This is a genomic window from Burkholderia humptydooensis, assembly GCF_001513745.1.
In the GTDB taxonomy this organism is placed as follows: domain Bacteria; phylum Pseudomonadota; class Gammaproteobacteria; order Burkholderiales; family Burkholderiaceae; genus Burkholderia; species Burkholderia humptydooensis.
Window position 1 is genome coordinate 1,530,724 of the sequence record NZ_CP013380.1, and the last position, 12,329, is coordinate 1,543,052.

Annotated in this window: 12 protein-coding genes; 4 read left to right on the forward strand and 8 right to left on the reverse strand. The window is 65.9% G+C overall.

Annotated features, from left to right (window positions below):
- Positions 1–55: 55 nt before the first annotated feature.
- Positions 56–601: an FKBP-type peptidyl-prolyl cis-trans isomerase gene (locus AQ610_RS07030; RefSeq protein ID WP_006025990.1), complete on the forward strand. Its 546-nt coding sequence runs from the start codon at positions 56–58 to the stop codon at positions 599–601.
- On the opposite strand, the gene AQ610_RS07035 is transcribed toward AQ610_RS07030, so the two are convergent.
- From AQ610_RS07035 to AQ610_RS35845, 3 genes are all read right to left on the reverse strand, one after another.
- Complete coding sequence (locus AQ610_RS07035; RefSeq protein ID WP_006025991.1) at positions 581–1,882, reverse strand: hypothetical protein; 1,302 nt, start codon at positions 1,880–1,882, stop codon at positions 581–583. The genes AQ610_RS07030 and AQ610_RS07035 overlap by 21 nt on opposite strands.
- Complete coding sequence (mutS, locus tag AQ610_RS07040) at positions 1,869–4,538, reverse strand: DNA mismatch repair protein MutS (RefSeq protein ID WP_006025992.1); 2,670 nt, start codon at positions 4,536–4,538, stop codon at positions 1,869–1,871. The genes AQ610_RS07035 and mutS overlap by 14 nt, the downstream gene beginning before the upstream one ends.
- A 364-nt stretch (positions 4,539–4,902) precedes the next feature.
- Positions 4,903–5,124 (reverse strand): hypothetical protein, encoded by a 222-nt coding sequence (locus tag AQ610_RS35845; RefSeq protein ID WP_156436717.1) that lies wholly within the window; start codon positions 5,122–5,124, stop codon positions 4,903–4,905.
- A gap of 672 nt (positions 5,125–5,796) precedes the next feature.
- Here AQ610_RS35845 and AQ610_RS07045 point away from each other — a divergent pair.
- Positions 5,797–6,069, forward strand: coding sequence for a hypothetical protein (locus AQ610_RS07045; RefSeq protein WP_009912922.1), 273 nt, complete (start codon positions 5,797–5,799; stop codon positions 6,067–6,069).
- A 251-nt stretch (positions 6,070–6,320) separates the two neighbouring features.
- Here AQ610_RS07045 and AQ610_RS07050 read toward each other — a convergent pair whose 3' ends face one another.
- A complete protein-coding gene (locus AQ610_RS07050; protein ID WP_009912921.1) occupies positions 6,321–7,124 on the reverse strand; it encodes an inositol monophosphatase family protein in 804 nt (267 codons plus the stop codon).
- Positions 7,125–7,431: 307 nt separating this feature from the next.
- On the opposite strand from AQ610_RS07050, the gene AQ610_RS07055 reads away from it, so the two are divergent.
- Together AQ610_RS07055 and cysE are read left to right on the forward strand one after the other, a co-directional pair.
- A complete protein-coding gene (locus AQ610_RS07055; RefSeq protein ID WP_009912920.1) occupies positions 7,432–8,331 on the forward strand; it encodes an RNA methyltransferase in 900 nt (299 codons plus the stop codon).
- A 197-nt stretch (positions 8,332–8,528) separates the two neighbouring features.
- Positions 8,529–9,311, forward strand: a complete 783-nt coding sequence (gene cysE, locus AQ610_RS07060) for a serine O-acetyltransferase (protein WP_006025996.1) — start codon at positions 8,529–8,531, stop codon at positions 9,309–9,311.
- Between the two features lie 96 nt (positions 9,312–9,407).
- On the opposite strand, the gene AQ610_RS07065 is transcribed toward cysE, so the two are convergent.
- The 4 genes from AQ610_RS07065 to AQ610_RS07080 all read right to left on the reverse strand — a co-directional run bounded on the left by AQ610_RS07065 (position 9,408) and on the right by AQ610_RS07080 (position 12,158).
- A complete protein-coding gene (locus AQ610_RS07065; protein ID WP_006025997.1) occupies positions 9,408–10,208 on the reverse strand; it encodes a UDP-2,3-diacylglucosamine diphosphatase in 801 nt (266 codons plus the stop codon).
- A gap of 23 nt (positions 10,209–10,231) precedes the next feature.
- The gene (locus AQ610_RS07070) at positions 10,232–10,723 is read right to left on the reverse strand and encodes a peptidylprolyl isomerase (RefSeq protein WP_006025998.1); all 492 of its coding nucleotides are present in this window, start codon (positions 10,721–10,723) and stop codon (positions 10,232–10,234) included.
- Between the two features lie 81 nt (positions 10,724–10,804).
- On the reverse strand, positions 10,805–11,380 hold the full coding sequence (locus AQ610_RS07075) for a peptidylprolyl isomerase (protein WP_009912917.1): 576 nt from the start codon (positions 11,378–11,380) through the stop codon (positions 10,805–10,807).
- Positions 11,381–11,435: 55 nt separating this feature from the next.
- Positions 11,436–12,158, reverse strand: a complete 723-nt coding sequence (locus AQ610_RS07080) for a tetratricopeptide repeat protein (RefSeq protein ID WP_009912916.1) — start codon at positions 12,156–12,158, stop codon at positions 11,436–11,438.
- Positions 12,159–12,329: the final 171 nt, after the last annotated feature.

Genomic DNA, 12,329 nt, shown 5'->3' on the forward strand with positions numbered 1-12,329 from the left:
TCGGGTAGGGGCCGTTTGGGCATCGTATAATGGTTGTTGTACTTGGGAGAATTGGATGAAAATCGCAAAAAACACTGTCGTATCGGTCGCTTACAAGCTGTCGGATGCGCAAGGCAATCTGATCGAGGAGAGCGATGAGCCGATGGTCTATCTGCACGGCGGCTATGATGGCACGTTCCCCAAGATCGAGGAACAACTCGACGGCCAGGAGCCCGGCTATCAGACGCAAATCCAGCTTGAGCCGCAGGATGCGTTCGGCGATTACGATCCTGAACTCGTGAAAATCGAGCCGCGCGACCGTTTCCCCGAGCCGCTCGAAGTGGGCATGCAATTCGAAGGCACGCCGGAGGACGGTGACGAGGAAATCGATTCGCTGATCTACACGGTGACCGATATCGCGGAAGACAAGGTCGTCCTCGATGGCAATCACCCGCTCGCCGGGATGGCGCTGCGTTTCGCGCTGACCGTCAAGGACGTGCGCGAAGCGACGGAAGACGAAATCGAGCACGAGCATGCGCACGGCGCGGAAGGGCTCGAAATCGTCGACGAAGACGAGGATGACGACAACGAAGGCAACGGTTCAGCGCGCACCCTGCATTGAGCCCGGTGCGGCGATGCCCGGCGCTTCGCCGGGTGTCGCGCTCGATGGCGCGTGGTGATCGAATGAACCTTCGCGCGCGCCATGCCATTCACCATAGCCGGGCGGCGTCGCGCCGCTCGCGCCCGAATCGGGCAGCACCGGCGGCGCCGGGATTTCCGGCATGTCGGGCAGCGGCGTGTTCTCATGCGGCACGATGGGCAGCGCGGGCGGTTGAGGCAGATGCTTCGGTACGGTCTGCATGCTCACGTTGAACATCGGCTGCTTCGCCGAATCCACGCCGATTCGCACCCATTGCGTCAGGCGCGCATGCGGCGCGATCGCGACGCGCGTCAGATTGCCGACCAGATTCCCCTTGTCGTCGCGTAACGGGCGGTCGATCCTGAATCCGTCCGCAAGCGGCTCGCCGCTCGGATGCACGACGATGATCGAGCCGCGAAAGACGGCCGCGGCTTTCACCAACGCTCGCTTGAATTCGCGAAAGCCGTCGCGCACGCGCGGGCGGTTGAAGCGCAGCCACCCGAAGCGCTCCGAACGTTCGTAGCGATCGAATTGCGGGTCGCCCTCGAGAAAGATCACGAGCGCGCGCGCCTTGCGGCGCTTCGCATACTCGGCCGCGTGATCGATCCAGAACGCATTTGCGATGACACGATCTTCGAACTCGCCGTTGCGCCCGCCTGCTGTCAGGTAGCGATTGTTCGGCCCCGGCGCGTTCAGGCCGATGAACACCGTATCGTCGCGGACCCAGCGAACGTTTTCGCGATACGGGTGAAAGCGCGCCACTTCGCTTTCGCGCGTGAGTGGCATCGGATTCGCGCCGGGCGATGCCGGCTCGGCAAAGATGTTCTGACGCAGGAAGTCTAGCCGCTCGACGGGATCGTACGCACCGGCATCGCGCGTGCCGCAGGCTGCCCAGTCGTATTGGCCGGGCAGCAGCACGAGCGGGACGCGGGACGCTGCGAACAGCACGTTGCGCTGCTCGTACAACTGATCGCGACAGGCTTCCTTCGGCCCCTTCAGGTTGCCTTCGTAGACGATGAACGACACCGAACGGTCGCGCGCGATCGCATCGAGCAGGCGCCGGGCCTGCGGTTCGTCGTCGGCCGACGCGATCACGCCGGACAAGACCGCGAACGTGTACGGCTCGCTGCCCGCTCGCGACGATGCGTGCGCGGCCGGTGCGCTGCCGGCGAGCGTCCATGCGAGCGCGCCGGCGAGCGCCGCGGATGCGGCGACGCGCGCGCGAAGCGTCGCGCGCGGCGCGGTACGGTCAGCGTTGCGCATCCGTTGCGCCTGAGCGGGCGAGCGCGTGCAGTTCGTAGAGCAGGTCGAGCGCGTCGCGCGGTTTCAAGTCGTCCGGATCGAGCCTGAGCAGGCGCTCGAGCGCCGGGTGCGGCGTCGCAGCCGGCGGCTCGTTGCATTCCGGTTCGTCGACGATCGGTTGCGCGGCGAAGAGATCGAGCTGCGGCGTTGCCTGGGCCGCGGACTGCTGCTCGAGGTGCGCGAGATGCTTGCGGGCGGCGCGAATCACCGGCGCCGGAACGCCTGCGAGTTGCGCGACCTGCAGGCCGTAGCTCTGGTTCGCCGGACCTTCCTCGACCGCGTGGAGGAACACGATGCCGTGGCCGTGCTCGACCGCCGACAGGTGCACGTTCGCCGCTTGCGGGAATTCCGCCGGCAATTGCGTGAGCTCGAAGTAGTGCGTCGCGAACAGCGTGTAGCAGCGATTGTGCGACAACAGATGGCGCGCGATCGCCCATGCGAGCGCGAGGCCGTCGAACGTCGACGTGCCGCGGCCGATTTCGTCCATCAGCACGAGGCTGTGCGGCGTCGCGTCGTTCAGGATCGCGGCGGCCTCCGTCATCTCGACCATGAACGTCGAGCGGCCGCCCGCGAGATCGTCCGCCGCGCCGATGCGCGTGAAGATGCGATCGATCGGGCCGAAGCGCGCCGCCTTCGCTGGCACGTAGCTGCCGACGTACGCCATCAGCGCGATGAGCGCCGTCTGTCGCATGAACGTCGACTTACCGCCCATGTTCGGGCCGGTGATGAGGAGCAGCTTCCGATCGGGGTTCAGCGCGCAATCGTTCGCGATGAATTGCTCGACCTGCGCTTCGACGACCGGATGGCGGCCCTGATCGATCTCGATGCCGATCTCGTCGGTGAATTCCGGCGCCACCCAGTCGAGCGTGCGGGCGCGTTCGGCGAATGCCGCGAGCAGATCGAGCTCCGCAAGGCCGCTTGCGACGCGCTGGCAACCCTCGATGTGAGGCAGGAGCGCCTGCAATACGCCGTCGTAAAGCGCGCGTTCGCGGGCGAGCGCGCGCTCCTGCGCGGACAGTGCCTTGTCCTCGAACGTCTTCAGCTCGGGCGTGATGTAGCGCTCCGCGTTCTTGAGCGTCTGGCGGCGGCGATAGTCGTCGGGCACCTTGTCGGTCTGGCCGCGCGTGACTTCGATATAGAAGCCGTGAACCTTGTTGTACTCGACGCGCAGGTTCGGAATGCCCGTGCGTGCGCGCTCGCGCGTTTCGAGATCGATCAGGAACTGGCCACAGTTCTCCGAGATATCGCGCAGCTCGTCGAGCTCGGCGTCGTAGCCGCGGGCGATCACGCCGCCGTCGCGGACCATCGCCGCCGGCTCGGCCGCGATCGCGCGCGTGAGCAGATCGAGGCAGCCGGGCGGCGGCTCGAGCGCGGCGTCGAGGCGTCCTAGCGCGGCCGCGTTCGGTGCGATCTCGGCGACGCGTTCGCGCAGCGCGGGAAGGGCGGCGAACGTGTCGCGCAGGCTGGACAGATCGCGCGGCCGCGCGGACAGCAGCGCGAGGCGGCCGGTGATCCGCTCGACGTCGGCGATCTGCCGCAGCGCCGAGCGCAGGCTGTCGAGGCCGACATGCGCGGGCGCGTCGAGCAACGCGCCGATTGCCTGGTGGCGCGCCTGCGCGGCGACCGATGCGCGCGGCGGATGATGCAGCCAATGGCGCAGCAGGCGGCTGCCCATCGCGGTGCAGCAGGTGTCGAGCAGCGAATAGAGCGTCGGCGATTCGGTGCCGCGCAGCGTTTCGGTGAGTTCGAGATTGCGTCGCGTCGACGGGTCGAGCCCGATGTACTCGGATTCGTTTTCGACCTTGAGGCTGCGCACGTGGCGAAGCTGCTGGCCTTGCGTCGCGGCCGCGTAGATCAGCAGCGCGCCCGCCGCTCCGCTCGCGCTCGTGAGCGCTTGCGCGCCGAAGCCGTCGAGGCTCGCGACTTCGAGTTGATCGCAGAGGCGTTGCGTGCCCGATGCGATATCGAAGTGCCACGCGGGCACGCGCGTGATCGCGCCCATGCCGGCCGGCACCGCTTCGATCGCGCCGTCGGCCGCGAGAATCTCGGCGGGGCGGATGCGCTCGAGCGCCGCGCCGAGCTGGTCCGGCGCGATCTCGGCGAGCCGCAGCGCGCCGCTCGCGAGATTGAGCCATGCAAGGCCGATGTTCGACGCGACGCCGCGTTTGTTGTGCCCGACACAAAGCGCGAGCAGGAACACGTCGCTCTTGTCGGACAGCAGCGCGGCGTCGGTCAGCGTGCCCGGCGTCACGACGCGCACGACCTTGCGTTCGACGGGGCCCTTCGACGTCGCGGGATCGCCGATCTGTTCGCAGATCGCCGCCGATTCGCCGAATTTCACGAGCTTCGCGAGGTACTGCTCGACCGCGTGGTGCGGCACGCCCGCCATCTTGATCGGGTTGCCGGCGGACGCGCCGCGTTGCGTGAGCGTCAGGTCGAGCAGGCGAGCGGCTTTCTCCGCGTCTTCGAAGAAGAGCTCGTAGAAGTCGCCCATCCGGTAGAACACGAGCGTGTCGGGGTGCTCCGCCTTGATGCGTAAATATTGCTGCATCATCGGCGTGTGCTGCGCGGCGGCCGTTGCCGCTGCGTCGGAGGAGGCGTCGATTTGGGTGGCCATCTTGCGGATATCTGTCTGCGTATACGGAATTGGGTGAGAGTTTACCTTGTCGCGCCGGCGCGCGAAGCTGGCCGGACGGCCAATGTATCGTCTCGGTGGCGATCCGCACGTGTCGCGCGCGCGGTTTGACGGCTCGGCGACGTGTTTCGCAGAAGGCCGGCCGTCGCGGCAAGCGATATCGAAATTCGGTATCGAACCCATCTCGCGCTCGATCGGCGCGATACGGTTCGCCCGGGCATTCGCCCGCGCATATCGAATCGATGCATCGGGCGCTTGTCGCGCATCTGCGCATGGCAAAGTCTTCAAACGACGCATTGCACACGCGGATCGGCGACGCCGGTCGTGGGGCGCGAATTAAAAGACGTCATGGCGCCATGCAAACAAAATTCACTATCGCACTATTCAATGATTTATTTTCTTGTGGGAATAAAATCTTTGCATGATGAAGTGCATATTGCTTGTTTTGTAATCGATGATGTCGAATCCTATCGAGTGGCGGGTTGGATAAATTAATACCATTTGTTTTGATGGCAGGGAGGTAATAGTCTCCGTCGAGTGCCAAATTCGAATGAATTTGAAAATCCATGATCGGTTTCGGTGCATGTGTCGAGGCGATGAAAATGGCCGATCGACGCATTGAATAAAGAGGGGTTGTACGGCGTCGGCCGAGAAGAACCCGGAATGTGACGTTGTTGGAATCTCTTCCTGAAGAAGATAATCGTTTCGAGTAGCGATGTCCGCCGATCAGCTTGAATGGCCGACACGACGCGGCAGTCGCGGCAGTCGCGGCAGTCGCGGAAGTCGGGGAAGTAGCGGGAAAAAGAGGACGGCATCGAACGATGCGATGCCGTCGCGGAGATCAGCAACATCCCGTGAAAAAGGGGACTCGTGATGTCTCGTCAAATCTTGTCGGCTTGGCCGGGGTTGGGCTCGATGCGTGTGTATGCGTCGGTTTGCTTTGTGCGCCGTCACGCCACGCTGAGCGATTCATGATTTTTTGATGATCGATGCGCGTTGTGCCCGCCGTCGATGCGGCCGCTGACGCGAATCTCCCCGTTCGAATCCATTGCATGCGCGTTGCGCTCCACGAAGCCGGGGCGTCAGGCGCCGTGTCCGCTTGTTTCGAATGTGGCGCGTGAGAATCGGCCGGCGGCGCATATTCGGATGTCCGAATGTTGTTGGAGTTGAGCAGACGTTGTGAAAGGGTGCATGCAGCCATGCTTTTCAATCGCCAATCCTTCCTGTTTAGGAGAATGAAATGAAAAAGACTTTTGCCGCAGCCGTTTCCGCCGTACTTCTGGCCTCGTCCTACGCGCACGCCGACACGTTGTGCACGTCCGGTACGATCACGAAGCTCTTCGTCGACAATACCGGCGTCATGGAGGTGACCGTCGGCAACCTCGCGTATCGGAACGGAAACAAGGATACCTATTCGATCATCACGTCGGCGTTCGTCGCGAACAAGCAGTTATATATCTACGCGCCCAATTGCCAGCCGGATTCGACGATGGGGAGCTTCGCCGTGCGGTAACGCGGGCCGCATACGCGGGCGAGGAGCGCGCGACGTTCTTCGTTCGAGTCGTGAAGTCGCCTGATGGTTCGCGCTTTCGCGATGAAGAAGCGCGCGCTTGCGCGTTTCTTCTCGAAATCGGCGGGACGGCGCACGCCGGCGCGTTCGCGCAGGCCGGAAATGAAACGGCCCGCGGCGCTTCAAGCGCCGCGGGCCGCCGGAGCTTGCCCGCCGCTGCGATCGGCGTCACGCGGGCGGGGGAGTCGAGCCGCTCATTCGTCCGCCGGCCGCGTATGCGTATAGCGGTTCAGGATCGGAATCATTTGCGCATAGATCTTCGGATTCGCAGCGACGATCTCGCGCCGGTGCAGGAAATCGGAGTCGCCCGTGTAATTGCCGACGAGGCCGCCCGCCTCGGTGATGAGCAGGCTGCCCGCCGCGACATCCCACACGTTGATGCCTTGCTCGAAGAAGCCGTCGAGGCGGCCCGCCGCGACGTTCGCAAGATCGAGCGCGGCCGCGCCCGGACGGCGCAACCCGGTGCACGCCTGCGTCATCTCGGTGAAGAGGCGCGAGTAGGCGTCGAGGCCGTCTTTTTCGCGGAACGGAAAGCCCGTGCCGACCAGCGCGTCCGCGAGGCGGTCGCGCCGTCCGACGCGGATGCGCCGATCGTTCAGGTACGCGCCGCGGCCGCGCGTCGCGGTGAAGAGGTCGTTGTGGTTCGGGTCGTAGACCACCGCCTGCGTGACGACGCCCTTGTGCGCGAGCGCGATCGACACGCAGTAGTACGGAAAACCATGAATGAAGTTCGTCGTGCCGTCGAGCGGATCGATGATCCACTGGAATTCGGATTCGTCGCCCGACTCGCCGGACTCTTCGGCGAGGATCGCGTGATCGGGATAGGCGGTCTTCAGCGTTTCGATGATCGCGTCTTCAGCCGCCTTGTCGACTTCCGTCACGAAATCGTTCTGCTGCTTCTTGCGAATCTCGATCAGATCGAGATCGAGCGAGGCGCGATTGATGATCTGTCCGGCGCGACGAGCCGCCTTGACAGCGATGTTGAGCATGGGATGCATGAGCCTGAATCCTGAAGCCGGCGACGCGAGGCCGCCACGAGGGTGATCGAACCAGCGAAGCGGCGCCGCGCGCACGGGAGGGCGGCAGGCGGGCGTTTCGCCGACGGAAGACGAATTGGCAAAGAGCGGGTGCAGCGGGTGCGGGCCGAACAGCGCGAGCGCCGCATGCAAAAACGCGATTTTACCCGACTCGCGGCAGTTTTTTGCGAAACGGTCGCGCATACCGTTCGATCGTCCGTTCGGACGAGTGGGTTTGCCGGCGAGTTGGCGATACCATACCGGCATCCTGATCAGTCGAATGAACGCTTTGGAATCTCAGCAGAAACCGTCCGCGCCGTCCGGCGGCGCGGCCACATCCCGTCCGGCGCGGGCCGCGCGCGGCGGATTCACGTCGACGCGCTTCGTGCTCATCGAGCCGAGCCACCCCGGCAACGTCGGCGCGGCGGCGCGCGCGCTGAAGACGATGGGCTTTTCGCGCCTCGTGCTCGTCGCGCCGCGCGTGCCGCGCGTGCAGAGCGATCCGGAGGCGCTCGCGATGGCGAGCGGCGCCGACGACGTGCTCGCGTCCGCGCACGTCGTGCCGACGCTCGCCGACGCGCTGAACGGCGTGCAATGGTCGCTCGGGCTCACTGCGCGTTCGCGCGAGTACGGGCCGCCGCGGCTCGCGCCCCGCGCGGCGGCCGCAAGCGCGCTCCAGCAGGTGCGCACGGGCGACATCGCGCTCGTGTTCGGCAACGAGCGCACTGGCCTGTCGAACGAGCACGTCGAGCGCTGCAGCGCGATTGCGCACATTCCGGCAAACCCCGCATACAGCTCGCTCAATCTCGCGCAGGCGGTGCAGGTGCTCGCGTACGAGCTGCGCGTCGCGCTGCTCGAAGACGACGAGTCCGCCGCGCCGCCGGACGCCGCGCTCGGCACGCTCGCGCAAAGCGACGAGATCGAGCGGATGTTCGTTCATCTCGAAAATGCGCTGATCGCGCTCGATTTCCTCGATCCGCGCAATCCAAAGAAGCTGATGTCGCGGTTGCGGCGGCTCTTTGCGCGAACGGGGATCGAACGCGAGGAAGTGAACATCGTTCGCGGGATCGCGAAGCACATCCTGCTGAAGGCGGGCGGTGCGGACGCGCGCGCGGGCGTTTCGGGCGACGGCGAAAGCGGCCCGGGCGATGCGGACTATTCCGGCCGCGACGCCGGGCGGGACGACTGACGCGGCGCGGCCCCGCGGCCGGCCATACCCGCGGCCGCAGCAGGGAGAACGCGGCGCCTGCTGCGCGTTCGCGGCGGCGGCTCTACAATCGTCCTCGTGTCATAAGCAAAGCTGTCAAAACGATAACGCAACGACAGCGCGATAACGGCTCCGCCCGGCGGCCGCGCACCGGGTTTCCTTCTTCCATCGTCACCACCATGTTCACGAGACTTCGCGAAGACGTCGTTACGATCCGTGAGCGCGATCCCGCCGCCCGCAGCGCCTGGGAAGTGCTCACGTGCTATCCGGGGCTGCACGCGCTCGTGTTTCACCGGATCGCGCACGCGTGCTGGCGTTCCGGCTGGCGCTGGCTAGGCCGGTTCGTGTCGCAGGTCGGCCGCTTCCTGACCGGCATCGAAATCCACCCGGGGGCGACGCTCGGCCGGCGCGTGTTCATCGATCACGGGATGGGCGTCGTGATCGGCGAGACGGCCGTTGTCGGCGATGACTGCACGATCTACCAGGGCGTGACGCTCGGCGGCACGTTGCTCACGCGCGGCGCGAAGCGTCACCCGACGCTCGAGCGCGGCGTGATCGTCGGTGCGGGCGCGAAGGTGCTGGGCGGCTTTACGGTCGGCGCGGGCGCGAAGATCGGCTCGAATGCGGTCGTCGTGAAGCCGGTGCCGGCGGGCGGTACCGCGGTCGGCAATCCGGCGCGGGTCGTCGTGCCCGCCGATGCGAAACGCACGCCCGAGCGCGCGGCGTTCTGCGCGTACGGAATCACGCCGAACGCCGACGATCCGATGTCGCTCGCGATTCACGGCCTCATCGATCATGCGGCAAAGGAGGCGCAGCGCGTCGACGAAATCGTTGTCGCGCTTGAGCGTCTGGGCGCGCACCTGGATGCGCTGCAAGGCTCGGACGGCGCGCGACTCGATTTGCGTCGCCTGTCCGCCGCGTTCGAGGGCCGAGCGCTGGACGGGAAGGCTGCCGAGCGCTGAGCGGGAGCGCGCGGGTCGCGTTCGCCCGGCCGGCACACCCGGCTGCGGCCGCCTGGTGGGCTTTTGAAAGCCCGGCCTCTTGAAGGCGCGCGACGCTCAATCGAGCGGCCGTGCGCGTATCCCTTCTGCGTCGATGCACAGATAGCCGCCGCGTCGCGGCCCGTGGTCCAGTTCCCAATCCGGCAGTACCCAGCGCACGCCGCCCGCCTCGACATGCCGCGCCGGCTTGTGCGTGTGCCCGTGGATGATCGTGCGCGCGCCGCTGCGCCTGAAGAGCGCGGCGATGCCCTTGCGCGTCACGTCGTAGCGCGGCGATGCGGGGCGCATCCGGCCGGATTCGCTCGATGCGCGCATCCGTTCGGCGAGCGCGCGGCGCCACGCGAACGGGCATGCGAGAAAGAGCCGCTGCGCCATGCCGTTGCGCGCGAAGCGGCGAAACCACTGGTAGCCGCGATCGGCCGTGCACTGCGCATCGCCGTGCGCGAGCGCGATGCGGTTGCCGAACGCGACGACGACGGACGGATCCGGAATCAGGAGCGCGCCCGCCGCCTTCATGAAGCGCTTGCCGAGCAGGAAGTCGCGATTGCCGCGCATCACGTAGAGCGCGATGCCGCGTTCGGAGAACGTGTGCAGCAATTCCGCCATCCGTGCGGCGAACGGATCGTGATCGAGGATGTCGTCGCCGATCCAGTATTCGAACAGATCGCCGAGGATGAACACCGAATCCGCACTGTCGGCCGTCACGCGCACGAAGTGCTCGAACGCGGCGACCGTGTGCGGAATCGCGTCGCTCAGATGCAGATCGGAGACGAACAGGAACGGGCGCGCCGCGTGCGCGAGCCCGCGCTCGCCCGGCACGCCCGCAAACACGCTTCGCGGCGGTGTTTCCTGCAACATCCCGATGCCTCGTCGCGCCGTCTTCAGACCACGACAGCCTTCTCGATCACGACGTCGTCGTTCGGCACGTCCTGATGGAAGCCCTTGCTGCCCGTCTTGACGGCCTTGATCTTGTCGACGATATCCTGGCCCTCGACGACCTTGCCGAACACGGCGTAGCCCCAGCCCTGCGGCGTCGGCGACGAGTGGTTCAGGAAGTCGTTGTCGTTCACGTTGATGAAGAACTGCGCGGTCGCCGAGTGCGGATCGTTCGTGCGCGCCATCGCGATCGTGTACGTGTCGTTCTTCAGGCCGTTGTTCGCTTCGTTTGTGATCGGCGCGTCGGTCGGCTTTTGCTTCAGGCCCGGCTCGAAGCCGCCGCCCTGGATCATGAAGCCGTTGATCACGCGGTGGAAGATCGTGCCGTCGTAGTGGCCCTTCTTCACGTAGTTCAGGAAGTTCTCGACCGTCTTCGGCGCTTTCGCCTCGTCGAGTTCGAGCTTGATGACGCCGTGGTTCGTATGCAGTTCGATCATGATGAATTCCTTCGATGGATGGGGTTTAAACGGCGCGCGGCCGCTCGGGACGACGCGGCCGCGCGAAAGAGTCTGGCTGGCTTATTTCGAGACGATCGTCGCCGATTCGATCACGATCGGCTTTTCCGGCACGTCGCGCATCGGGCCGCGCACCGTCGTCGTCGTGGCCTCGATCTTCTTCACGACGTCCATGCCCGACACGACCTTGCCGAACACCGCGTAGCCGTTGCCGTCCGGATTCGGATAGTCGAGGCTCGCGTTGTCGACGGTGTTGATGAAGAACTGCGCGGTCGCCGAGTTCGGATCGCTCGTGCGCGCCATCGCGATCGTGCCCGTCGCGTTCTTCAGGCCGTTCTTGCTCTCGAGCGGGATCGGCGCGCGGGTCGGCTTTTCGTCGAAGTTCGTCTTGTAGCCGCCGCCCTGGATCATGAAGCCCTTGATCACGCGATGGAAGATCGTGCCGTTGTACTGGCCCGCCTTCACGTAATCGAGGAAGTTGGCGACGGTCTTCGGCGCCTTCTCCGGATACAGCTCGATGCGGATGTCGCCCTGCGTGGTCTTCATCTGCACGACGGGGTGCGTCGCGGCCGATTGCGCGAACGCGGGGGCGGTCGCGAGGAGGGCGGCGCTGCCGAGCGCCAGCAACAGACGTTTCATAACGGTCCTCTGGGTGGGTGAAGGAAAGACGCGGCGGCCGCCGCGCGTCATTGCGTCATTGGGACGGCGCGACGTAAGGCGGCATCGCGAGCGTGCCGCTCGGCCCGCCGAACTGGAACGTCGGAGAGAGCGGCAGCGTGGTCGTCGTCACGTTCGCGGCCGCCCGGGCCGAATAGTCGCGCGCGGCCGGCGCCTGCGCGGCCGCCGATTTCGTTTTCGGCGGCGTGATGATCTTCTGCAGATCCGACAGGCGCTGCGCGGTCGCGCCCGTCGTGCGGCCGAGCGACTGCGCGCGTTTGTACGACTCGGCCGCGAGGCGCAGGTAGAGATCGCCGAGGTTCTCGTACGCGAGACCGTAGTTCGGGTTCGCATGCGTCGCCGTGACGAGCGCGCTGCGCGCGTCGTCGTAGCGGCCGTGCTTCGCGTAGAGCGCCGCCAGGTTGTTGTAGGGTTCCGGCAGTTCCGGATAGGCCTGCGTCAGCTCGACGAACTGCTTGATCGCGTCGTCGTCGCGGTTCAGCCGCGCGAGCACGGTGCCGCGCTTGAACTGCGCCTGCACGTCGCGCGGGTTCGACGCGATGCGCGCGTCGAGTTGCGCGAGCGCCTGCGCCCAGTTGCGATTCGCGATCGACGCGTCGATTTCCGGCGTGCCGTCGGTGGGGGCGGGCGCTTTCTGCGCAAGGGCCGCCGCGCCCGGAAAGAGCGCGAGCGCGGCGCTCACGGCGGCGGTCGCAACAAGGGTCGCAGCGCTCGGCGCGCGGCCGCGGGAAGGTTTCATAGGCTCAAATCGGAATGTTATACTCCGACCCATTCTAACAAAACGTCCGCGCGTTCCGGCGAGCCGCGGACAGTCTTTGCCTCTCGTGGCCGTCACCGCTTCGCTTGCGGATCGATCGCCGCATGTCATCCGAGGAAGCGCACGGCACGCGGCCCAGCCAGAAGTCCGGCC